Annotated in this window: 19 protein-coding genes; 17 read left to right on the plus strand and 2 right to left on the minus strand. The window is 63.6% G+C overall.

Annotated features, from left to right (window positions below; all coding sequences use genetic code 11):
• Positions 1-77 precede the first annotated feature (77 nt).
• The 3 genes from ubiU to ubiT all read left to right on the plus strand — a co-directional run bounded on the left by ubiU (position 78) and on the right by ubiT (position 2,686).
• Positions 78-1,115 (plus strand): ubiquinone anaerobic biosynthesis protein UbiU, encoded by a 1,038-nt coding sequence (ubiU, locus tag ACP7EG_RS27155; RefSeq protein ID WP_426090161.1) that lies wholly within the window; start codon positions 78-80, stop codon positions 1,113-1,115.
• Between the two features lie 126 nt (positions 1,116-1,241).
• Positions 1,242-2,138, plus strand: a complete 897-nt coding sequence (gene ubiV / locus ACP7EG_RS27160; RefSeq protein WP_426090162.1) for a ubiquinone anaerobic biosynthesis protein UbiV — start codon at positions 1,242-1,244, stop codon at positions 2,136-2,138.
• 20 nt (positions 2,139-2,158) lie between these two features.
• The gene (gene ubiT / locus ACP7EG_RS27165) at positions 2,159-2,686 is read left to right on the plus strand and encodes a ubiquinone anaerobic biosynthesis accessory factor UbiT (RefSeq protein ID WP_099759795.1); all 528 of its coding nucleotides are present in this window, start codon (positions 2,159-2,161) and stop codon (positions 2,684-2,686) included.
• 38 nt (positions 2,687-2,724) lie between these two features.
• Here ubiT and ACP7EG_RS27170 read toward each other — a convergent pair whose 3' ends face one another.
• Positions 2,725-2,988, minus strand: a complete 264-nt coding sequence (locus tag ACP7EG_RS27170) for a heavy-metal-associated domain-containing protein (RefSeq protein ID WP_426090163.1) — start codon at positions 2,986-2,988, stop codon at positions 2,725-2,727.
• A 247-nt stretch (positions 2,989-3,235) separates the two neighbouring features.
• Here ACP7EG_RS27170 and ACP7EG_RS27175 point away from each other — a divergent pair, with 247 nt between their 5' ends.
• The 8 genes from ACP7EG_RS27175 (at position 3,236) to ACP7EG_RS27210 (ending at position 14,357) form a co-directional block, all read left to right on the plus strand.
• The gene (locus ACP7EG_RS27175; RefSeq protein ID WP_426090164.1) at positions 3,236-4,105 is read left to right on the plus strand and encodes a substrate-binding periplasmic protein; all 870 of its coding nucleotides are present in this window, start codon (positions 3,236-3,238) and stop codon (positions 4,103-4,105) included.
• Between the two features lie 250 nt (positions 4,106-4,355).
• Positions 4,356-6,038 (plus strand): aspartate-alanine antiporter, encoded by a 1,683-nt coding sequence (gene aspT / locus ACP7EG_RS27180; RefSeq protein WP_426090165.1) that lies wholly within the window; start codon positions 4,356-4,358, stop codon positions 6,036-6,038.
• A 54-nt stretch (positions 6,039-6,092) separates the two neighbouring features.
• Complete coding sequence (aspT, locus tag ACP7EG_RS27185) at positions 6,093-7,781, plus strand: aspartate-alanine antiporter (RefSeq protein ID WP_096234816.1); 1,689 nt, start codon at positions 6,093-6,095, stop codon at positions 7,779-7,781.
• A gap of 69 nt (positions 7,782-7,850) precedes the next feature.
• Positions 7,851-9,461, plus strand: coding sequence for a bifunctional aspartate transaminase/aspartate 4-decarboxylase (locus ACP7EG_RS27190; protein ID WP_426090166.1), 1,611 nt, complete (start codon positions 7,851-7,853; stop codon positions 9,459-9,461).
• 176 nt (positions 9,462-9,637) lie between these two features.
• Positions 9,638-11,047 (plus strand): TolC family protein, encoded by a 1,410-nt coding sequence (locus ACP7EG_RS27195; protein ID WP_426090167.1) that lies wholly within the window; start codon positions 9,638-9,640, stop codon positions 11,045-11,047.
• A gap of 2 nt (positions 11,048-11,049) precedes the next feature.
• Positions 11,050-12,024: an HlyD family secretion protein gene (locus ACP7EG_RS27200; protein WP_426090168.1), complete on the plus strand. Its 975-nt coding sequence runs from the start codon at positions 11,050-11,052 to the stop codon at positions 12,022-12,024.
• A gap of 6 nt (positions 12,025-12,030) precedes the next feature.
• The gene (locus ACP7EG_RS27205) at positions 12,031-13,212 is read left to right on the plus strand and encodes an ABC transporter permease (RefSeq protein WP_426090169.1); all 1,182 of its coding nucleotides are present in this window, start codon (positions 12,031-12,033) and stop codon (positions 13,210-13,212) included.
• Positions 13,209-14,357, plus strand: a complete 1,149-nt coding sequence (locus ACP7EG_RS27210) for an ABC transporter permease (RefSeq protein WP_426090170.1) — start codon at positions 13,209-13,211, stop codon at positions 14,355-14,357. Before ACP7EG_RS27205 ends, ACP7EG_RS27210 begins: the two co-directional genes overlap by 4 nt.
• 136 nt (positions 14,358-14,493) lie before the next feature.
• On the opposite strand, the gene ACP7EG_RS27215 is transcribed toward ACP7EG_RS27210, so the two are convergent.
• A complete protein-coding gene (locus ACP7EG_RS27215; RefSeq protein WP_426090171.1) occupies positions 14,494-15,378 on the minus strand; it encodes a LysR family transcriptional regulator in 885 nt (294 codons plus the stop codon).
• A 99-nt stretch (positions 15,379-15,477) separates the two neighbouring features.
• Here ACP7EG_RS27215 and ACP7EG_RS27220 point away from each other — a divergent pair, with 99 nt between their 5' ends.
• The 6 genes from ACP7EG_RS27220 to ACP7EG_RS27245 all read left to right on the plus strand — a co-directional run bounded on the left by ACP7EG_RS27220 (position 15,478) and on the right by ACP7EG_RS27245 (position 21,828).
• The gene (locus ACP7EG_RS27220; RefSeq protein WP_426090172.1) at positions 15,478-16,335 is read left to right on the plus strand and encodes an alpha/beta fold hydrolase; all 858 of its coding nucleotides are present in this window, start codon (positions 15,478-15,480) and stop codon (positions 16,333-16,335) included.
• Positions 16,332-16,937, plus strand: coding sequence for a glutathione S-transferase (locus tag ACP7EG_RS27225; RefSeq protein ID WP_426090173.1), 606 nt, complete (start codon positions 16,332-16,334; stop codon positions 16,935-16,937). The genes ACP7EG_RS27220 and ACP7EG_RS27225 overlap by 4 nt, the downstream gene beginning before the upstream one ends.
• 75 nt (positions 16,938-17,012) lie before the next feature.
• The gene (locus ACP7EG_RS27230) at positions 17,013-18,593 is read left to right on the plus strand and encodes an AAA family ATPase (protein ID WP_426090174.1); all 1,581 of its coding nucleotides are present in this window, start codon (positions 17,013-17,015) and stop codon (positions 18,591-18,593) included.
• Entirely contained in the window at positions 18,590-19,063 is a 474-nt protein-coding gene (locus ACP7EG_RS27235) for a hypothetical protein (protein ID WP_426090175.1), read from the plus strand. The genes ACP7EG_RS27230 and ACP7EG_RS27235 overlap by 4 nt, the downstream gene beginning before the upstream one ends.
• Before the next feature lie 9 nt (positions 19,064-19,072).
• Positions 19,073-20,044 carry a hypothetical protein gene (locus tag ACP7EG_RS27240; protein ID WP_426090176.1) on the plus strand — a complete coding sequence of 324 codons (972 nt, stop codon included), beginning with the start codon at positions 19,073-19,075 and terminating at the stop codon, positions 20,042-20,044.
• The gene (locus tag ACP7EG_RS27245; protein WP_426090177.1) at positions 20,041-21,828 is read left to right on the plus strand and encodes a VWA domain-containing protein; all 1,788 of its coding nucleotides are present in this window, start codon (positions 20,041-20,043) and stop codon (positions 21,826-21,828) included. The genes ACP7EG_RS27240 and ACP7EG_RS27245 overlap by 4 nt, the downstream gene beginning before the upstream one ends.
• The last annotated feature ends 62 nt before the right edge of the window (positions 21,829-21,890 follow it).

Here is a 21,890-nt window from a genome sequence, read left to right on the forward strand (position 1 = left end):
TTCACCTGCGTCAAGGACTGGGCAGCATGGGCGGGGCTATAGTCTGCACCCTGAGCCGATACAGGACTGTGAACATCATGATGCTTGAATCAACTACCGCCACCCGCGTGGCCGGACCGCTGGAACTGGTCTGCCCCGCCGGCAGCCTGCCTGCCTTGAAAGCGGCCGTCGACAATGGCGCCGATACCGTTTACCTGGGCTTTCGCGACGCCACCAATGCGCGTAATTTCGCCGGCCTCAATTTCGACGAGAAGGCCATCGCCGAGGGCGTGCGCTACGCCCACCAGTACGGACGCAAGGTGCTGCTGGCGCTGAACACCTATCCGCAGCCGCACAACTGGGCCGTGTGGCGCAGCGCCATCGACCGCGCCGCGCAAGCCGGCATCGACGCCATGATCGTCGCCGATCCGGGTCTGATGGCCTACGCGGCACAGCACCAGCCGCAGCTGCGCCTGCACCTGTCCGTGCAGGGCTCGGCCACCAACTACGAAGCCATCAATTTTTACCATGAACACTTCGGCATCGCCCGCGCCGTGCTGCCGCGCGTGCTGTCGATGGCGCAGGTGGAACAACTGATAGCCAAGACGGAGGTGGAGATCGAAGTGTTCGGTTTCGGCAGCCTGTGCGTGATGGTCGAAGGGCGCTGCGCGCTGTCGTCGTATGCGACGGGCGAGGCGCCGAACACGCACGGCGTGTGCTCGCCGGCCAAGGCCGTGCGCTGGCTGGAAACGCCGAATGGCCTGGAGTCGCGCCTGAACGGCGTGCTGATCGACCGCTACGCGCCCGGTGAAAACGCCAGCTATCCGACCCTGTGCAAGGGGCGTTTCGAAGTCAATGACGAAGAGTATTACGCGATCGAGGAGCCGGCCAGCTTGAATACCCTGGCGCTGCTGCCGCAACTGATTTCCATGGGCGTGCGCGCCGTGAAAATCGAAGGGCGCCAGCGCAGTCCCGCCTACGTGGCGCAGGTCACGCGCGTGTGGCGCGAAGCGATCGACGCCTGCCGCGAAGGCAATCCGCGCTACGCCGTCAAGCCGGGCTGGATGGCGGCCATGGACAAGCTGGCCGAGGGTCAGCAGCACACTTTAGGCGCCTACCATCGCTCCTGGAAATAGCAAAATCTACTGCGCGTCCCGGGGCGCGGCCTGCGATGCTCACCGTGCTCGAGCACGGCTGCGCTTCTCGGCCTCGCCGCGGGCCGCTCGCTACGGTTTTGTAACTTAAAAAATACTGGAAAAGGCATGCTAAAACTATCGTTGGGTCCTTTGCTGTACTACTGGCCGCGCGCCACCGTCTTCGAGTTTTACCAGCAGATCTCTGGCAGCGCCGTCGAGATCGTGTACCTGGGTGAAACCGTGTGTTCGCGCCGGCATGAAGTGCGCCTGGCCGACTGGCTCGATATCGCCGACATGCTGGCCGCTGCCGGCAAAGAGGTGGTGCTGTCGACGCAGGCGCTGATCGAGGCGGGCGCCGAACTGGCGACCCTGCGCCGCATCACGGGCAATGGCCGCTATACGGTCGAAGCCAACGACATGGGCGCCGTGCACTGCATGGAAAAGGGCGCGCCCTTCGTCGCCGGTCCCCATCTGAACCTGTTCAATGGCCCCAGCCTGCAACTGCTGGCGCGCCTGGGTGCGCGGCGCTGGGTGATGCCGCTGGAAATGGGGCAGACGGCGCTGGCCGAGATGCAGCGCCAGAAACCGGAAGGGCTGGAGACGGAAGTGTTCGCCTACGGCCGCATGCCGCTGGCGTTTTCCGCGCGCTGTTTCACGGCGCGCAACCGCAACCTGCCGAAGGACGACTGCGGCTACAGTTGCCTGGAAGAACCGGACGGCTTGCTGCTGCGCACGCGCGACGAAGTGCCGTTTCTCGTACTGAATGGCACGCAGACGCAGTCTGCCCTCGTCTACAACCTGGTGCGCGAACTCGACGCCATGCGCGACATGGGCGTGGCGGTGGCGCGCATCAGCCCGCAGGCCATGCATACGGAACAAGTCATCGCCATTTTCGACCGCGCCCGCCGCGGCCAGGTCAGCGGCGTGGGCGCCCAGGCCCAGCTGGCGGCCTGCCAGCCGGCCGGCGCCTGCGACGGCTACTGGCACGGCCAGCCTGGCATGGAACAGCACGCCGCTCATTGAACGCATCGAAAGGAAGCACCATGCAAGATCAACTGGAAAGATTGCCCATCCCGGCCAAGCCCGCCATGAGCAAGCCCGCCATGTCGTACCGGCTGCCCGAACCGCTGGCCGAATTGCTGTCCAAGCTGCCGCCGTATCCCGCCTCCTGGCTGTTCGTGCAAGGCCTGAACCGCCTGCTGGCGCCGCAATTGCCCGACGATGTGCGGCGCAGCCTGGAGGGGCGCAGCCTGCGCCTGCGCCTGGTCGACGCGGGCATCGCCTTCGATTTCGAGTGGCAGGGCACGGTGTTCGTGGCCGAGCGTTATGTGGACGTGCCGGACCTGTGCATCGCCGCCAGCGTGCATGACCTGATGCTGCTGGCGCGGCGCCAGGAAGATCCTGACACACTGTTCTTCAGCCGTCGTTTGAGCCTGGAAGGCGATACGGAGCTGGGCCTGCTGTTCAAGAATACGCTCGACGCCATCGAGCTGCCGCCGTTCGATTTACAGGCGCTGGGACCGCGCCGCGTGCTGGCGCATCTGCGCGACCGGGGCGCGCGGGAGGGCTGAGCGGAGCAGGGGGAGCGGAGAAGGGCTGGAGCCGGCGTTCAGTGGCGGCAATGGCCGCAGGCGCCGCTGCAGGACGGCAGTTGTTCCTCATCGGAGGCCTCGCCCATGAAGCCGGCGTCGTTGACGGCCGCCAGCAGGCGCTCCTGCGTGGCCAGCCGTTCGTCAAATTGCACCGTGGCGCCGTGGCGCGCCAGCGAGACGCTCACGGTGGCCACACCCGTGACGGCCTCGAGCGCGCCCGTCAGCCTGTCGGCGCAGCCTTCGTGATCCATCCCGATAATATTCAAGCGTGCTGTCTGCATGGGTTCCTCTTGTTTTTCAGATAAAAAAACAGCGTAGGCGAGGGGTGCGCATGCCGTCCAGAGCAGCACGCAAGATTTATTTTCTATTTGCGGTTTTATTGATCTGGATTAATTCACTCTCTCCGGGACAGCCTGTAACTGCTGTTGTTTTATACACATTTGCCCTATTCCAGTCGACAAGCGTGCTCTGCTGCGCGATACTGCCATTCTGATAAGAACGCTATGAAAGCGCTGGAAAGGAGGGGCCATGCAGCGCCGCCCCCTGCTCAAACTTGCCGCCCTGTGGCCGTTGGGCGCGGCCGCCGCCAGCACGTCGCCGCCGCTGCCGCTCGTGTATCCGCGGCATCAGGCACTCAATGATCCGCAGCAAGGCTACGTGACGGCCTTGCTGCAACAGGCGCTGGCGCGTTCGGGCCAGGCGTATGCATTGCGCCGCTCCGAACTGCGCATGGTGCAGACGCGCGCCATGCAGGAAATCGCCACGGCGTCGGGCAGCGTCGACGTCGTGTGGGCCATGACGAGCCGCGCGCGCGAAGCGCAATTGCTGCCGGTACGCATCCCCATCGACCGTGGCCTGATCGGCTGGCGCGTGGCCCTGATCCAGGCGCGCCAGCCGCAGTTGCTGCGGGGCGTGCACAGCATCGCCGCGCTGGCGCGGCTGTCTGCCGGCCAGATGCGCGACTGGCCCGACTCCGCCATCCTGCGAGCGAATGGCTTGCGCCTCGACACCTCGAGCACCTACGAAGGCCTGTTCCGGCAACTGGCGGCAGGGCGCATCGATTACTTTCCCCGTTCCGTGATCGAGGCGCAAAGCGAGCTGGCCAGCCACGCGCAATTGCCGCTGGCGCTAGACACCCACCTGGTCATCCGCTACCCGGCCGCGCTGTACTTTTTTGTCGGCAGGCACCGGCCGGAACTGGCACGCCATATTGAAATCGGACTGGAAAGCATGCTCGCCGATGGCAGTTTCGCGCAGCTGTTCCAGCAGCATTTCGGCCGTCTCGCGGATGGCCTGAAGCTGTCCCATCGCTACATGCTGGAACTCGCCAATCCCGACTTGCCGGAGGAGACGCCACTGGCGCGCAAGGCACTTTGGTATCGTCAAAATCATTACTAGTGGTTTTGTTGATCCGTGTCAAACCATCGCTCCAATCGTGCGCAGGATGTTTGATGAAACGCAAGGCGAGTTCAATAGAACACCTGTTGACACTTGTAAAATTTTCACCGAACATGATTCCTCGTAACAACATTTCCCCGGCACGGGCCTTCAGGGCCGGTGCTGCGCGGGACTCTGTACACCCGTTCATCCGCCAGCACCTGCCAGCCCGAGAACGGGTAACCAACCGTCTCTTTTCGAAGGTTTGCTCATGCTCGATTTGATCGCGTCGGTATTGCACCAGGTGCCGGAATTGGCCTTGTTCCTGGCCCTGGCCCTGGGCTACGCGGTAGGGCAGATACGCTTCGGTCCCATCCAGCTGGGCGGCGTGTGCGGCACCCTGATCGCCGCGCTGCTGATCGGCCAGCTGGGCATCACGCTGGACGCCAGCGTCAAGAATGTTTTTTTCATGCTGTTCATCTTTGCCCTCGGCTATGCGGGCGGTCCCCAGTTCTTTGCCAACCTGAATGCCAAGGGCTTGCGCTTGGGAATACTCTGCCTGATCGAAGTGGTGGTGGTACTGGCGCTGGTGCTGCTGGCCACGCGTTTCCTGGGCCTGGACCAGGGCACGGCTGCCGGCATGATGGCGGGCGCGGCGACGGAGTCGGCCGTCGTCGGTACGGCCACGGACGCCATCTCGAAGCTGGCGCTGCCGGCCGCGCGCATCGCCGAGCTGCAGGCCAACGTGGTCACCGCGTATTCCATCACGTATATTTTCGGCCTGATCGCCATCGTCATCGTCACCAGCCAGATTTTCCCGCTGTTGCTGCGCGTCAATCTGCGCGAGGAAGCGGACAAGCTGTGGGAAAAGATGGGCGGCGCGCAAACCGATGGCGACGGGGTGCAGGCCACGCCGGAAATGGTGGGCCGCGCCTACCGCATCAGCCGTGGCGCTGGACGCCGTCTCGATGCCTTGCAGCATATTTTTGCGGGCCGCGCCAGCATCACGCGCGTGCGCCGGCACGGCAAGGTGCTGGACCTGGAACCGGCACTGCGCCTGCGCGCCAATGACGAAGTGCTGGTGATCGGCCACCGTCCCGCGCTGGTGGCGGCCGAAGCCATCCTGGGCGAGGAATTTGCCGACACGACGGGCTTGAACATGGCAGTGTCCGCCGTCGAAGTGGTGCTGCAGCAAGCCGCGCTGGTGGGCCAGCCCCTGCGCCAGCTGGCCTTGCCTTCCGGCGTGCATGTGGCGGCCGTCGTGCGTGGCGAGCACAGCATGCCGCCCCTGCCGGACCTGGCCCTGCAGCGCGACGACGTGCTGCGCCTGTACGGCACGAAGGACGGGCGCGAACTGAACACGGCGCTGGCCGCCATCGGCAAGCGCGTGCCCACCGGGGACCGCAGCAATATCGTCTACGCCAGCATCGGCATCGTGCTCGGTGTGTATATCGGCGGCTTTACCGCCAAGCTGGGCGGTATCCCGTTTTCGCTGGGCACGGGCGGCGGCGCCTTGCTGACGGGCCTGGTATTCGGCTGGTACCAGGCGCGCAAGCCGGGCATGCCGGGCATCCACCCCAGCGCGCTCGACATGATGAAGGATATCGGCCTGGCCACCTTCATCGCCTGCGTGGGCCTGGCGTCGGGACCGCAGGCGATCGAGCTGATCCGCCAGTATGGGCTGTCGCTACCGCTGATGGGCGTGCTGATCGCCGTCGTTCCCGCTTCGCTGTCGTTGCTGGTAGGCCACTTTTTCCTCAAGCTGGAAGCGCCCGTGCTGCTGGGCGCCATCGCCGGCCAGCAGTGCAGCACGCCGGCCCTGTCGGCTGTGCAAAACGCGGCCGGCAACTCGACGCCCTTGCTGGGCTACACGATCACGTATGCGATCTCGAACGTGGTGCTTCCCCTGCTGGGGCCGCTCATCGTGGCCCTGGCCGGCTCGGTCCACGCGTGAAGCCCGCAAGAGCACAGGCAGTAAAGAATTCCTTCAACACGAAAGGCGGTCCGTATGGAATGGTTGCATGAGTTATTCAAGAAGTCGCCCGAAATTGCCTTGTTTCTCTCCCTGGCAGTGGGTTACTACATCGGCAAGATCAAGTTCGGCTCGTTTCAGCTGGGCGGGGTCGCCGGTTCACTGCTGGTGGCGGTCCTCGTCAGCCAGGTAGGCGTCGCCATCGATCCCGGCGTCAAGTCGGTGCTGTTCGCCCTGTTCATTTATGCGGTCGGCTATGAAAGCGGACCGCAGTTCTTCAACTCCCTGGGGCGCCAGTCGGTGCGCGAAATCATCCTGGCCGTGGTGCTGGCCGTGACGGCGCTGCTGACGGTGGTCATCATGGCCAAGGTCTTTGGCCTGGACAAGGGCCTGGCGGCCGGCGTGGCGGCGGGCGGCTTGACGCAGTCGGCCATCATCGGCACGGCCGGTGACGCGATTACCAAGCTGGGCCTGGCGGCCGACGAGGTGGCGCGCCTGCAGGGCAATGTGGCCGTCGGCTATGCCGTCACCTACGTGTTCGGCTCGTTTGGCGCCATCATCGTTTGCGTCAATATCTTGCCGAAACTCATGGGGCGCACCATCCGCGAAGATGCGATCAAGGCGGAAACGGCGCTGCAGGCAGGCGTGCAGGTGCTGGGACCTGGCCAGACGCCGGCCGCGCCTGACCTGATCGGCCGCATCTACGATGTGGGCCCGGGCGCAGGACGCTCCGTGGAGGAGATCGAAAGCGCGCATCCGAACACGGCGATTACCATCGAGCGCGTGAAACGCAATGGGCAGATCATCGACGTCAGCCCCGACCTGGTGCTGGCGGCCGACGATATCGTGCTGCTGGTGGGCCGGCGCGAAGCCATGCTCAGCGTGTCTTCCCAGCTGGGCAAGGAATTACTTGCCGTCGAAGGCATGGAACTGGTGATGCAGCGCCGCGACATGGTGCTGACCAACAAGGCTTACCACAACAAGACGGTGGGCGAAATCCGCAGCGCGACGGCGCCCGGCGTGCGTCACGGCATCTTTGTCGTGCAGCTGAGCCGCATGGGCAAGATCTTGCCCATGCAAGCGGAAACCATCGTACAGACGGGCGATGTGGTGACCATTTATGGCGCCGAGCAGGACGTCAAGCGCGTGGCAGCCGAAGTGGGTTACATGATCGTGCCGAGCGCCAAGACGGACTTCGTCTACATGGGCGCCGGCCTCGTCGTCGGCCTGCTGGTGGGCTTGCTGGTGGCGCGCATCGGTTCGATTCCGCTGACCCTCGGCAGCGGCGGCGGCGTTCTGCTGTCGGGCCTGGTATTCGGCTGGTTCCGCGCCAAGCGCCAGACGTTTGGCTACATGCCCAGCGGCGCCGTGCAAATCCTGAAAGACCTGGGCCTGGCCGGTTTTGTTGCTGTCGTCGGCCTCACGTCCGGCCTGCAAGCCGTGCAAACCGTGCGCGAACACGGCCTGACCCTGTTTGGCGTGGGCGTGGTGGTGACCATCCTGCCGATGATTTTGACCATGCTGATTGGCCGTTACATCTTGCGCTATGACAACGTGGCCGTGTTTGCGGGCGCCTTGTCCGGCTCGCGCAGTGCCAATCCCGCGTTCGGCGAAGTGCTGAATGCGGCGCAAAATTCGATTCCCACCGTACCGTTTGCCATCACCTATGCCTTGGCCAACGTTTTCCTGACCTTGCTGGGGCCGCTGATTGTGGCCTTCGTCTGAGTCTGCATGTATGTGCAAGAACCTTTGCAAGAACCCTCAAAATTATCAGTCTGATAAGGAGTAGCAAAAATGGATTTCAGTAACCCCGCCAAACTCGCCCTGTTGAGCCCCTTCGAACTGAAGGATGCGCTGATCCAGACGGCCAAGCAAAGCAACCGCCTGATGCTCAACGCGGGCCGCGGCAACCCGAATTTCCTGGCGACCACGCCACGCCATGGCTTCTTCCAGTTCGGCCAGTTCGCCATGACGGAAGCGGAGCGCTCGTATGTCTACATGGACGACGTGGGCGGCTTTCCCACGCGCGATGGCATCGAGGCGCGCTTTGAAATTTTCGTGCGCAAACATGAGGGCAACCCTGGCGCGCATTTCATCGAGGCGGCCGTGTCGTATGTGCGCGACCAGCTGGGCCTGAGCGCGGGCGATTTCATCTATGAAATGTGCGAAGCGATTCTGGGTTGCAACTATCCCGTGCCGGACCGCATGCTGCGCCTGTCCGAGAAAATCGTCGGCCAGTATATCCACCGCGAAATGATCGGCGACCATCCGTTTATCGGCAACTTCGACATGTACGCCGTCGAAGGCGGCACGGCGGCCATGACGTATCTGTTCTCCAGCCTGAAATCGAACCACATCATCCAGGAAGGCGACACCATCGCGCTGGGCATGCCGATCTTCACGCCGTACATCGAGATTCCCCAGCTCAATGACTACAAGCTGAACACCGTGCACATCGATGCGCCGCAATCGAACAATTGGCAATTCACCAAGAAGGAGCTGGACAAGCTGCTGGACCCGAAAGTAAAAGCTTTCTTCCTCGTCAACCCCAGCAATCCGCCTTCCGTCAAGATCGACGACGAGACCCTGGAATACATCGCCAAGATCATCAAGAAGCGTCCAGACCTGATCATCCTGACCGATGACGTGTATGGCACCTTTGCCGACAATTTCGTCTCGCTGTTCGCCATTTGCCCGTTCAACACCATCCTCGTGTATTCGTTCTCGAAATACTTCGGCGCGACGGGCTGGCGCATGGGCGTGGTGGCCACGCATGAAAACAATGTGCTCGACGACAAGATTGCCAAGTTGCCGGAAACCATCAAGAAGCAGCTCGATGCGCGCTATCACTCCATCACGACGGAGCCGCGCCAGCTGAAATTCATCGACCGCCTGGTGGCCGACAGCCGCACGGTGGCGCTGAATCACACGGCCGGCCTGTCCACGCCCGTGCAGGCGCAGATGACCCTGTTCTCGCTGTTCTCGCTGATGGATGAAGAGCAAAAGTACAAGCAGTCGATGAAGCGCATCGTGCTGCGCCGCAAGGAAGCGCTGTACCGCGAACTGGGCTTGCCGATGGTGCACGACGCCAATTCCGTGCGCTACTACCACCTGCTGGACATGGAATCGCTGGCCGCGCAGATGCATGGCGTGGAGTTTTCGCAGTGGCTGCTGAAAAAACTCAAACCGAACGAAGCGCTGTTCCGCCTGGCCGAGGAAACGGGCGTCATCCTGTTGCCGGGCCGCGGTTTCGGCACCACGCATCCTTCCGGCCGCGTGTCGCTGGCCAACCTGAACGAATACGACTACGCGAACATCGGCCGCGCCATCCGCAACATGGCGTCCGAGTTCTTTGCCGTGTTTGAAAAGGAAAAAGAGAAGGGCAGTAAAAAAGCCAAGAAATAACTAGCGTGGCAGAGGCTTGACCGCAACGGGCGCTCCGCAAGAGGCGCCCGTTTTTGCATGCCAGCTCCAGTAACCAATAGTGCAGCCTGGAATGGACATCCGTGGATATAATTGCTATTGTGAAAGTATAAACATGGCAACCCCGTGCTTTCCCTCATTCATTGACTGGACGCTACATGGGCAGATTGCAAGGACATTTATCATTATTGCTGGCGGGCGCGCTGGGCGCGGCCATGCCCGCCGTGGCGGAACCGCTGACATTCAGCGAAGCGCTGCAGCAAGCGGCCAAGGCTTCGGGCGCCGTGCAGGGCGCCGCGCTCGACGTGCGCGCAAAAACACTGAAGGCGGAAGCCTTGTCGAATATCGATGGCCCGTCGGTGGACTTGACGGCGTTTCGCGGCCGCTTGTCGACGGACTTGAGTATCGATACCAGCGGCTTGGCCGGCGTGGTGGGCGGCATCGAATCGGTGCTGCCGCCGATTCCCGGCTTGCCCACGCCGCACATTCCCAATTCCCTGAACCGTGAAGTGGTGACGGACCTGACCTCGTTCGGCTTGCTGGGCATGTGGCCCATCTACACGGGCGGGCGCCTGGATGCCGTCAAGGGCCTCGCTTCCAGCCTGACCCTGGCCGCGCAGGCGGAGCACACGGAAGCGGAAGAACAGCTGGCCACCCTGGTGGCGCAGCGCTATTTCCAATTGTTGCTGGCCAAGCGGGTGGTGGCCGTGCGGGCCGAAGTGACGGCCGGCGTGACGCAGCACCAGCGCGACGCGGCCAAGCTGGAAAAGGGTGGTCTGATTTCGCGCGCGGAACGCCTGCGCGCCGACGTGGCCCTGGACAGCGCCCGCAGCGAGGAAGCGCAGGCGCGCAGCGACGAGGAAATCGCCCAGGTGGCGCTCGACCGCTTGCTTGCCGTCAACTCGCAAGTGCTTCCCAGCACGCCGCTGTTCGTCAACAGCTTGCCGGTTGGCACTTTGCAATCGTTCATCAGCACGGGCATGCGCGAGAATGCAAACTGGAAAAAGATCGACAGCAAGCGCGTGCAGGCCGAGCAAGCCTTGAAGCTGCATGGCAAGGAATATGCGCCCACCGTGTTTGCCATCGGTAATTACAATTTGAACCGCGGCAATGAAAAACTCGTGCGCTCGAACTGGGCCATCGGCCTGGTCGTGTCCGTGCCGCTCGTGCACCGCATCAATACAGGCAAGATGATCGCCGCCGCCAAGCTGGACCAGGAGCGGGTGGAAGTGGTGGCGCGCCAGGCCGAGCGCGACATTCCCACCCTGATCGAGAAGAACTGGCGCGCGCTGGAAAACGCCCGCATCCAGTATTTGTCCACGGCCTCGTCGGTGGAGCTGGCACGCGAAAATATCCGTTTGCAAACGGTGGCCTTCCAGCAAGGGCAAGTGACGTCGCTGGAAGTGGTCGATGCGCGCCTGAACCTGGCCAAGGTGGAAACACAGCGCGCGCAGACGGCCTATAACTATGTGATGGGGCTGGCGCAATTGCTGGAAGCGACGGGCGAGACGCAGCGCCTGGGCAGCCTGGCGGCAGCGGCCGATATCCAATTACCTGTGGACAAATAATAATGAGTACTTCCAAAAAACCCTTGGCCATAGTCGCCGCCGTCATCGTGCTAGCCTTCGTGGGCTGGGGCTTGTACCAGGCGTTCCAGCCGCAGCGCCTGCCGTTGCAGGGACAGATGGATGCGCAGGAAGTGAATGTCTCGTCGAAAGTGCCGGGCAGGGTGGGCGAGCTGTACGTCAAGCTGGGCCAGACGGTGCCGAAAGGAGAGCTGCTGTTCCAGCTGACGAGTCCGGAAGTGGACGCGAAGATCGCGCAAGCGACGGCCGCCACGCAGGCAGCCGATGCCGTGGCGCAAAAGGCGCAAGCGGGTGCGCGTCCGGAAGAAGTCGCCGCGGCGAAAGCCAACTGGGAGCGGGCGCAAACGGGTGCCACCATCGCCAAGACCACGTACACGCGCGTCAACAATATGTTCGAGCAAGGCGTGATCGCCCAGCAAAAACGTGACGAGGCGCAAGCGCAATGGCGCGCCGCCGACCAGCTGGCGCAGGCGGCTCGCGCGCAATATGACATGGCGCAAAAGGGCGCCCGTCCGGAAGACAAGACGGCTGCCGCCGCGCAGGCGCGCCAGGTGGGCGCCGTGCTGACGGAAGCGCAGATCGCCCTGGCCGAGACGAAGATCGCCGCGCCGGTGGCGGGCCAGGTCAGCAAGATCCAGATACAGCCCGGTGAACTGGCGCCGCAAGGCTTTCCTGTGATTACTCTGGTGAATCTGGACGATGCCTGGGCCGTGCTGCAGGTGCGCGAAGATGAAATGGCGGCGTTTGGCATGGGCAGCACGCATACGGCCAACGTGCCCGCGCTGAAACAGCAAGTGAGCTTCAAGGTCAGCTCCGTGGCCGTGCTGCCGGACTTTGCCACGTGGCGCGCGGCCCGTCCGGGCGGCACGGACTTGCGCACCTTTGAAATCCGGCTGCGCCCGGCCATCAAGGTCGATGGCTTGCGTCCGGGCATGTCGGTCGTGTTTCCACCACTCTGATACGCGATGAGCGAAGCGGATAAAGGGCCGGTTTCTACGCTGGCGCGCGAGTGGGCGCGGCTGCGCGGCGATTTTTGGGATCTGGGCATGCTCAGCTGGATTCCCGTCGCGCTGTGCGGCATGTTGTGGCTGGTGTTTTCCGCCGGCATCGCGCGCGACTTGCCCATCGTCGTCATCGATAACGACAACTCCACCCTGTCGCGCCAGCTTACGCGCTGGCTCGACGCTTCGCCCGGCATTGCCGTGGCGGCGAAAGTGGCGTCCAGCGACGAAGCCCTGCATCGCTTGCGCGAACGCACGGCATTCGGCTATCTGGTCATTCCCGGCGATTTCGAGCAGAAACTGCTGGGTGGCCGTCAAGCTACCGTGCAATGGCTGTACAACGCGCAGTTTTCCTCGCACGCGGGCGCCTTGCTGCGCGACGTGCGCACGGTCAGCACGACCTTGTCGGCCGGCATCGAGATGACGGCGCGGGTGAAAAAGGGCATGTCGGGCGTGCAGGCGGCGGCCCAGTTCGAACCGATCCGCACGACACTGAACAGTCTATACAATGAAAACACCAGCTATGAAGCGTTTCTGACCCTGGCCCTGATGCCGGCCATGCTGCAGATTTTCATCGTCGTCGCCGTCGTCACGTCCATCGGACGCGAGTTGCGCGACGGCACGGTGCCGCAATGGCTGGCCTCGGCCAACGGTAGCTGGCTGGCCGCCGTCGGCGCCAAGCTCCTGTTTCCCCTCATCGCCTATTGCGCGCTGGCGCTGCTGTATCTGCTGTTTTTCAGCCTGGCGCGGGACTGGGCCGTGGCGGGCAGTTTGCCGGCCTTGCTGCTGAGCATGTTGTTGCTGGTGCTCGCGTATTGCGGCCTGGCCACCTTGCTGATCGCCGCCACCTTGTCCCTGCGCCTGGCCCTGTCGGGCGCTGCCTTCATCACGGCGCCGGCCTTCGCGTTTGCGGGCCAGGCCTTTCCCTTGATGGCCATGCCGGCGCCGGCGCGCGCCTGGGCGGAAGCCTTGCCGCTCACGCATTATCTGCAACTGCAAACGAAATACTGGCTGGCCGGCGCGCCATGGCGCTATGGCGTGCAGGAAATGCTGATACTGGCCGGCTTTGCCGTCGGCTGCGGCGCCGTGGGCGTCTTCCTGCTGGCGCGCCGCGCAAATACCCCGGCCGCCTGGGGACGCACATGATGTGGCCGGCTTTTCTCGCCACCTGGCGCGCCATGCTGACGGACAAGGGCGCGCTGACCTTGCTGTTTATCGGCGGCATCATCTATTCCTTCTTCTATCCGCTGCCGTACTCGACGGAAATCGTCCAGCGCGTGCCCGTGGCGGTCGTCGACCAGGACCGCAGCGCCATGTCGCGCCAACTGACGCGCTTCGCCATGGCCCATCCATCGTTGCATGTCGTGGCCGTCACGCCGGACTTGCCCGTCGCGCAGGATTTATTGTGGCGCGACCAGGTGATGGGCGTCTTGATCCTGCCCGACGGCTTGCAGACGGACGTGCTGGCCGGCCGCGCCGCCCATGCGCAAGTGGCGGGCAATGGCCTGTATTTGATGCTCAACAAGGTGGCCCTGAATGGCCTGGCCGAAGTGGTGGGCACCGTGTCGGCCGGGATTGAGCTCAAGCGTTTGGGCGCCGGTACGCCGTCCAGCGTGCAGGCCAGCCAGCAGCGCTCGCCCATCGCCTTCGACGCCGTGCCCCTGTTTAACGTCAAGGAAGGCTATGGCGCGTATGTCGTGCCGGGCGTGGCTACTCTCATTGTGCAGCAGACCTTGCTGATCGGCATGACCATGCTGTTCGGCACCTGGTATCAGCGCAAGCGTTTTCCGATAGCGGGTCAGCGCACGGCGGGCGGCTATGCGGGCATGCTGCTGGCGTTTGCCTGCGTGGCGTTCCTGAACTGCTGCTATTTCTTCGGTTTCGTCTTCTGGTTCCAGGATTACCCCCGTGGCGGCAACTTTGGCGGCATGCTCTTGCTGCTGGTGCTGTTTTCGCTGGCGGAAGCCGCGTTCGGCATGCTGCTGGGTATGCTGTTCCGCACGCGCGAACGGGGTACGCAGCTGATGATCGCCACCTCGATGCCGATTCTGTTCCTGGCCGGTCTGACGTGGCCTGTCTCGTCCATGCCCGTCGTGCTGCAATGGCTGCGCTGGCTGCTGCCATCCACGGCCGGCATCCAGGGCTTTGTCGCACTTAACCAGATGGGCGCTTCGCTGTATGAAATCCGCCATGAAGTGGCGGGCTTGCTGGCCTTGCTGCTGGCGTGCGTGGCGCTGGGCTGGTGGCGCTGGCGCGCCGAGGCGCCAGCGCCCAGCATCAAACAAGGATGATCATGAAACCAGGGAAAGAGCTGGAGCCCCCAGTGGCTGTGGGGTTTATATAAATATTCGGTGTGCACAATGACAAGGACGGAAAGCGCTGGTGGTTGACCGACGACGAGAAGGTTGACCTGCTCTGGCCGCATCGCTAGCGACGGGATCCGTCATGCCTCTTGTTCTGTAATGCTGCCAGCAGCAGCTGGCAAAAGCCGTCACGCACGGGGTCGGGTAGGTTGTCATTGGCCCGCAGCAGGCTGGCGACACTGGGCAGCGGCGCCAGCCGTTCCAGTGCCACATGCCGGTGCATGCCCTGGCCCAGGTTGCGTTCATTGACCACCGCCATGCCCAGGCCGGCGGCAATCGCGGTCTGCATGCCCGCCACCGATGGGCATTCCAGGCCCACGCTCCAGGCAATGCCGGCCTGGCCCAGCTTTTCCTCGGCCAGCCGGCGGTAAAAGCAGTGCGGCCCGTAGGTGATCAGCTTGACGGTCTCGCCCGGCAAGGTCTGCTCTGCCGTGGCGGCGCACCAATGCAGCGTTTCTGTCCATAACAGCGTGTCGCCCGGCGCCGCATTGCCAGCAAAATCCTGGTGCAAAATCACATCGAGCACGCCATCGGCAAAGCGTTCGCGCAATACCTGGCTTTGCTCCACCACCAGCTGCACGTCCACCTTGGGGTGGTGATGCGAAAACTGCGCCAGCACCGCACACACGTCCGTCAATGAAATCTGCTCCGTCACGCCGATGCGCAGCCGGCCGTGCATCGCCGATGGCGAAAAATGGGCGACGGCATCATCGTGGGCGTCGAGTATGTTCACCGCATGCCGCAGCAGCACGGCTCCCTGGTCGGTCGTGCCAAACAGCCCGCCGCTGCGCGCCAGCAGCTGGCAATCGAGCTGCTGCTCCAGCCGCTTGATTTTCCAGCTGACGGCCGATTGGCTCAGATGGAGCAGGCCGGCGGCCTGGCTCATGCTGCCGGTGTGTACCACTGTCCTGAACACACGCAGGGCGTCGATGGATAGGCGCAAATTCATAGGTTATGACAAAAGTTGGATTGAAGGTCAAAAGAATGTCACTGGCGTCATGTTGAGTCTAGCCTTAACCTTCAGGTTCTGCAAACAAAAGGACATCTGATGACGAGTCAAGAACCGCTGTTGAATGGCCACGCCTTGATCCACGGCCACCGTATCGCCACCGGCATCCATGGCGCAGGCACGCCGCTGGTACTGGTGCATGGCACACCGGCGCACAGCATTATCTGGCGCGAACTGGTGCCGTTGTTCGTTGATGCCGGTTTCCACGTGCACCTGTATGACTTGCTGGGCTTCGGAGCATCGGAGCGACCCGTTGACGCCGATACCTCGGTGGCCGCGCAAATGATCTTGCTGGCAGCCTTGCTCGACCACTGGCAGCTGCCCACCACCCATTTGTTCGGCCACGATATCGGCGGCGCCATTGCGCTGCGCCTGGCGTTCGGCCACGCGGCGCGCCTGCGCAGCTTGAGCATCGCCGACGCGCCCAGCTACGACTCCTGGCCATCGCCCACCTGGAAACATATGCGCGATGAATTCGCCGCGTGTGCTTTGATGCCGGCCAGCGAGCATCGCAGCACGATGGCGCGCCAGCTCGGCATGGCCGTCTTTCACAAGGACAGGATGCAGGGCGAGCTGCTGCGGTGTTACCTGGAGCCGCTGTGCGGCGTGGTGGGCCAGCCCTCGTTCTATCAGCATCAGGTAGCGCACTATAACGGCTGTTACACCATGGACTTTGCCGAAAAATTACCATACTTAAAGATGCCGGTGCAGATATTATGGGGCCGCCAGGACGAGTGGCAGCCGGTGGCCTATGCCCATCGTCTGCAGCGCGATATTTCCGGCGCCAGCTTGCATCTGTTTGACGAGGCAGGGCACTTCTTGATGGAAGACGCGCCATTGCCCGTCGCTGCACAAGTCATCGCGTTTGTACATCACACAGAGAGGAATAGACCATGATATTGATCGGAATGCTCGATTCGCCCTACGTCCGGCGTGTTGCCATTGGTATGAAAGTGCTGGGCCTGGAGCATGAACACCGGCCCCTGTCGGTGTTTTCCGATTTCGACAAGGTACAAAACATCAACCCGGCCGTCAAAGTGCCGACCCTGCTTACCGACGACGGCCAGGTGCTGATGGAATCGAGCCTGATCCTGGCGTATCTGGAAGAACTGGTCGCGCATGCTCCCCGTATCAGGCCGGAACCGGGTCCGGCCCGTCTGCGCGCGCTGTGCCAGACCAGCTATGCTTTGGCAGCCTGCGACAAAGCCGTGCAGATCGTTTATGAGCGGCGCTTGCGCCCGCAGGAAAAACAGCACCAGCCCTGGCTGGATCGGGTCCAGCTGCAGTTGCATGGGGCCTGGAGGCAGCTGGAAGCATCGTTGCGCGAAGAGACGCCGGACTGCTTGAGTATTGCCGGCATCACCATCGCAGTGGCCTGGAGTTTTGCTCAGCAGATGGTGCCCGACGTGATGGCGGCCAGCGATTATCCGGCCGTGGCCGCTTTGACGGCGCTGGCCGAGCAGCAGCCGGTGTTTTTGGCCACGCCGATGGCGGGCTGAGTTGCTTGTCATCCGAACCGGTGCTTGCAGGTGGCTTGTGCAATAATTTCATTTCCTTAACGGAAGAGTATTGCCATGCCGTCTTTTAACCTGTTCCAGCGCCTGTCCCAGGCCCCCACCAAACCCAAGGCGGCGCCCGCCGCACGGCAGTTCGATGTGGCGGACCTGTACCAGGGCCCCATCGCGCTGGGAGCGGAAGGCGAGGCGCAAGCGCGTCCTTTCGATGAAAAGCTGCGCCAGGCGTATTTCTGGATCGTCAACCACGCCATCATCAGCCCCCATTACGACATCGAGTACAACGATGGCCCGTCGCAGACGTACTCCGTGGGCGACAGCCGCCGCACCCTGAATCTGCCGTCGGCACAAAGCTATTCGAGTTTTATTTTGCTGCCGCTGCTGACGTTTGCCACGCGCCGCAAATGCCTGTTCGTCGGCGGGCCGGGGCGTGGCAAGACGGCCAGCGCCTTGCTGATGGGCGTGCTGGCCGGCTCCACCGTCAAGGAAGTCAAGCGCGCCATGCAGCACGGCCACCCGCAGATGACGGTGGCCGATTTGCTCGGCAATCCGCTGCCGTTCGACCTGGTCAACGCGCAAAGCATGGACGATATCCGCATCGCCTGGCGCGCCTGGCTGGGCATGCGCGTGAAGATTGTCGATGAATACAACCGCATCCCCACGCGCACGCAAAGCGCGCTGCTGACCGTCATGGGCGACAATTACGCGGAAGTGCTGAACCATGTTTACGAGTGCCCGGAGGCGGCCTGGTATCTGACGGCCAACGACGACCAGGGCGGCGGCACCTACCAGGTGATCGAGGCGCTGCGCGACCGGGTCGACGTGACGGTGCAGGCGCTGGCCTTCAATCCGCGCTTTTTGAATGAACTGCTGCTGCGCGTGGAAGAAAACCTGCGGCCCGAAGAGCTGGTGCCGCCCGATATCATCTTCACGGAAGGCGAGGTGGATCAAATAGGCGTAGCGATCCGCCAGGTAGGCATACCGGACGCCGTGCGGCGCCGCCTGGAATTTTTCGCCAGCCAGTTCGAGCTGTTCGAGACGGCGGGTGGCCAGTTCGAATACATGACCAAGGATACGGCCCGCCTGGCCGGCGCAGACCGTGGCGCCGCGCAGGCGGCCGACAATGGGCGCGACCGTTTGAAGGATCTCGGCTGCCAGACCCTGAACGGCATCTCCGTGCGCACCCTGATGGCGCTCATGATCTACGCCAAGGCCATGGCCTACTTCCGCGGCAACGGCGAGGTGGAGCTGGAAGACTTGCGCCAGGTGCTGCCGTTCGTACTGCATAACAAGCTGCAGCCGGACCCGGACGCGCCATTCTTCGCGCTGCCGGAAAACGCCGCCTACCGCAGCGACAGACTGGGCTGGCTGCGCCGTTTGTTCGATTTGTCCAACGATGAATTCAACCGCCTCGACCTGGACCGCGATGACCCGGTGGGCATGCTGTCGGCCGAATTCGACCTGGGCCTTGACGGCGTCAGCGAGCGCGAGACTCTGGCGCGCCTGAACCGCATTGAAAAGCTGATCGGCGAACGCACGAAGGGCAGAAAACTGTATGGCCCCCTGTACGACGATTTGCTGAAGCTCAAATACCTGCACCAGCGCTATACGAATTACCGCAGCTGGCTGCGTTCGCAATGAGTGTCCAGCATTGTCAAGGCTTTCTGGACGCGCTGGCGCTACTCAATAGTGAAGCCAGCGACCTGTGTGCGAGCTACGAGTTGCAGCGCTTGCCCGATGCGTCGGATCTCGCCACGGCGCTGGGTTTGCGCGTCGAAGATTATGCCCTGAACGTCATCGAACCCGCACGCGACTTGCCGGCAGCCCTGTGGCACCTCCGTGCGGCGCCGTGCGGGCGCGCGCACCTGGAACAAGTGTGCCAGCGCTGGTTTTTCTCGTCGCGGCACATGCAGGCGGCGCCGCCCGGGCGCTTCCGCGCGCTGCTGGTGGCCGCCTTCCTGGAGGCGCTGGACGACGCGCTGGGCGGATTTTCCCTGCACGCCGTGACGATGACGCCGCCCTCCGGTTTTTGGTATGCCATCCACTGGGACGAGATCGCGTTCGAACTGGGGGATGAACGCCATCTGCTGCACTTTTCGCACAGCGACTGAGGAGTGGCGATGATTTCTCCTGCCTTTGCCTCGATACTCGCCAGCGGCCGCGCCCAGTTCAATGCGCGTGCCGTGGAAGCGCGCCGGCGCTTTCCCTCGCTCGACATGGCCGCCTTTGGCGCCTTTTTGCACGATGGCGTCGATCCGCTGGTGGTGGCCGTGGCCGCCGCTGCGCCCGAGCGCGTGGGCGGCGCGACCCTGGCCGCCTACGACATGGCCCTGGAACTGGTGGGCCACGGCCTGGTCGGTCCGGCGGCGAAAACCCCCTTCTTGAATACCGTCTGGCGCGAACTCGCACCATCGTTTGCGCCGCTGCTGGCGACGGCCCCCGTCGAGGTGCTGGGCATGCTCAGCAATGCCGCCATCCACTTAGCTTCCGTGGCGGGCGCGCGTCCCGCGCAGTGGCAGCGCGAGCTGGCTACGCTGGCAGCGCAGATCGTCACGCTGGCGCAGCTGCGCGCCGTGGGCCAGGTGCTGGCCTGGCGCGCCGGTGTCGCGCATTTCCGCCAGGGCGCGCTGGCCGCCGCCGACACCTTGCCGCCCGCGCTGGCGCTGGCGGCCTTTGGCGAGCCCGGTGCGCACTGGCCGCAGGTGCATGCGCAGTTGCTGGCGAATCCGTGGCGCGGCAATGCCGATGGCAGGGAGTTCGGCAGCTTCACCGGCCTCGGTGGCGATTTCGGCACGCCGCCGCAAGTGCGCGCGACAAAGGACGGTTTTGTCGTGCGCAGCGCCGAGCGCCATTACCTGCTGGTGGCCGATGCCTGCGGCGCCGTGCTGCACGGCGCCACGGCGCAGGAGTATGAGCAGGCCAATACCGGCCTGCCATCGTCCGTGCGCCTCGATGGGGCGACCGTGCATATCGGCGCGCGCAGCATCGCGCTCGATGTGCCGGCCGGCGACATCGCCATCGCCGCCAATGCGCACACGCTTGCCATCACGTCACCCTGGACGCACGCCATCCGCCTGCTGCCGCTCGCATGAAGAAGGACGCTGACACCACCTTGATCGAGGCCTGGCGCGCCGCCTGGCCCGAGGCCCTGGCCGTGTGGAGCAAATTTACGCGCTTGCGCGACCCGAGCCTGTGCGCCAGCCACGTCGAGGCCAGCAAGCAGGGCTTGTCCGGCAGCTTCGCCATGATCCGTTTGCTGGACCAGAGCGTCGTGATCGACTTGCCGCTGGTGACGGAACTGGGGCTGGACGGCTATGCGCTGGAAGTGCTTGCCCATGAAATCGGCCACCACATCCTCGCGCCGGGCAGCGCGAGCGACCAGTTTCGCCTGCTGGCGCGCATGCGCCGCGCCTTGCCCACCCTGGAGCAGCATGCGCCCATGGTGGCCAACCTGTACACGGACCTGTTCATCAACGACCGTTTGCAGCGCCAGGCGAACCTGCGCATGGCCGACATCTACCGCAAGCTGCAGCAGGGGCGCACGGCGCAAGCTGACGCCAAGGACAAGGCCAGCGGCGGCGTATGGACCCTGTACATGCGCATCTATGAAAACCTGTGGCAGCTGGAAAAGGGCGAGCTGGGTGGCGCCAATGTGGATGAGCGCCTGGACACGGATGCCTGGCTGGGCGCGCGCCTGATACGCGTGTATGCGAACGACTGGATGCTGGCGGCGGGGCACTTCGCCACCTTGCTGCTGCCTTACTTGGTGGAAGACACGGATGCTCTGGGGGACAGTCTTGATCCCAGCCGCTATCTGCAGGACACGCGTGACGCGGCCCGTGGTTGCCAGACCTACGGCGCGCAGCAGATCGAGGATGACGAGGAGGGCGGCGCCATCCATCCCGTGCACGACAAACGCATTTCCGGCCTCGATGGCGAGGAGCCGCCGGCCGAGGCGCCTGCCAGATCGGGTGGCGGGCAACTGCGCGAACCGTTCGAGCTGGGCGATATTTTAAAGGCTGCGGGCGTGAACCTGAGCGACCATGAAATCGCCATCCGCTACTACCGCGAGCGGGCCTTGCCGCACCTGGTGGCGTTTCCCAGCCGCCCCGCGCCCGAGTCGCAGGAGCCGCAGATGGAAGGGCTGGAAGCGTGGGAGATCGGCGACCCGTTGGAAGACATCGACTGGCTGCAATCCGTGATGCAGTCGCCGCGCCCCGTGCCCGGCGTGACCACCGTGCGCCGCGTATATGGCCGCGAACCGGCGCGCGCCATCGATGCCGTGCCCGTCGATCTGGACATGTACGTGGATAGTTCCGGATCCATGCCGAATCCGCAGGCGCACACCTCGTTCCTGACCCTGGCTGGCGCCGTCATCGCCCTGTCCGCCCTGCGCGCCGGCGCGAAAGTGCAAGTGACCCTGTGGAGCGGCAAGAACGAGGTGATGCAAACGCCCGGTTTCGTGCGCGATGAAGACATGATCCTCGGCGTGCTGACGGAATTTTTTGGCGGCGGCACCTGTTTCCCCATCCACCGCCTGCGCCAGACCTATGCGGCCAAGCGCGAGCGGCCCGCGCACATTTTGATGATTTCCGACGACGGCATCACCACCATGTTCGACAATGATGAACTGGGCAACAGCGGCTGGGATATTTCCGCCAAGGCGCTGGCGCAGGGCGGCGCGGGCGGCACCATGGCCCTGAACCTGGAGCGCGACTGGGATGGCGCGGCGGCCAACAAGTGGCTGCAGCAAACCTATGACGATTTAAAGCGCGCACGCCGCGAACAGGGCTGGGATATCCACGCCGTCGAGCGCTACGAGGACTTGCTGGACTTTGCGCGGGCGTTCAGCCGCAGGCATTATGTGAAGAGTTAAATAAGATGAATATGCGCAGCAAAATTCCGGGGTCAGACCCGACGGGTCCGACCCCAGCATTT

The sequence above is a fragment of the Janthinobacterium sp. PSPC1-1 genome (genome assembly GCF_049897625.1).
In the GTDB taxonomy this organism is placed as follows: domain Bacteria; phylum Pseudomonadota; class Gammaproteobacteria; order Burkholderiales; family Burkholderiaceae_D; genus Janthinobacterium; species Janthinobacterium tructae.

Bases quoted from the DNA above. Each gene is read 5' to 3' on its own strand.
- ACP7EG_RS27205 (WP_426090169.1), top strand. From the start codon at position 12,031: ATGAGCGAAGCGGATAAAGGGCCGGTTTCTACGCTGGCGCGCGAGTGG.
- aspT (WP_096234816.1), top strand. From the start codon at position 6,093: ATGGAATGGTTGCATGAGTTATTCAAGAAGTCGCCCGAAATTGCCTTG.
- ACP7EG_RS27230 (WP_426090174.1), top strand. From the start codon at position 17,013: ATGCCGTCTTTTAACCTGTTCCAGCGCCTGTCCCAGGCCCCCACCAAA.
- ACP7EG_RS27210 (WP_426090170.1), top strand. From the start codon at position 13,209: ATGATGTGGCCGGCTTTTCTCGCCACCTGGCGCGCCATGCTGACGGAC.
- ACP7EG_RS27245 (WP_426090177.1), top strand. From the start codon at position 20,041: ATGAAGAAGGACGCTGACACCACCTTGATCGAGGCCTGGCGCGCCGCC.
- ACP7EG_RS27190 (WP_426090166.1), top strand. From the start codon at position 7,851: ATGGATTTCAGTAACCCCGCCAAACTCGCCCTGTTGAGCCCCTTCGAA.
- ubiV (WP_426090162.1), top strand. From the start codon at position 1,242: ATGCTAAAACTATCGTTGGGTCCTTTGCTGTACTACTGGCCGCGCGCC.
- ACP7EG_RS27220 (WP_426090172.1), top strand. From the start codon at position 15,478: ATGACGAGTCAAGAACCGCTGTTGAATGGCCACGCCTTGATCCACGGC.
- ACP7EG_RS27235 (WP_426090175.1), top strand. From the start codon at position 18,590: ATGAGTGTCCAGCATTGTCAAGGCTTTCTGGACGCGCTGGCGCTACTC.
- ACP7EG_RS27175 (WP_426090164.1), top strand. From the start codon at position 3,236: ATGCAGCGCCGCCCCCTGCTCAAACTTGCCGCCCTGTGGCCGTTGGGC.
- ACP7EG_RS27215 (WP_426090171.1), bottom strand. From the start codon at position 15,378: ATGAATTTGCGCCTATCCATCGACGCCCTGCGTGTGTTCAGGACAGTG.
- ACP7EG_RS27200 (WP_426090168.1), top strand. From the start codon at position 11,050: ATGAGTACTTCCAAAAAACCCTTGGCCATAGTCGCCGCCGTCATCGTG.
- ACP7EG_RS27240 (WP_426090176.1), top strand. From the start codon at position 19,073: ATGATTTCTCCTGCCTTTGCCTCGATACTCGCCAGCGGCCGCGCCCAG.
- ubiU (WP_426090161.1), top strand. From the start codon at position 78: ATGATGCTTGAATCAACTACCGCCACCCGCGTGGCCGGACCGCTGGAA.
- ubiT (WP_099759795.1), top strand. From the start codon at position 2,159: ATGCAAGATCAACTGGAAAGATTGCCCATCCCGGCCAAGCCCGCCATG.
- ACP7EG_RS27170 (WP_426090163.1), bottom strand. From the start codon at position 2,988: ATGCAGACAGCACGCTTGAATATTATCGGGATGGATCACGAAGGCTGC.
- aspT (WP_426090165.1), top strand. From the start codon at position 4,356: ATGCTCGATTTGATCGCGTCGGTATTGCACCAGGTGCCGGAATTGGCC.
- ACP7EG_RS27195 (WP_426090167.1), top strand. From the start codon at position 9,638: ATGGGCAGATTGCAAGGACATTTATCATTATTGCTGGCGGGCGCGCTG.
- ACP7EG_RS27225 (WP_426090173.1), top strand. From the start codon at position 16,332: ATGATATTGATCGGAATGCTCGATTCGCCCTACGTCCGGCGTGTTGCC.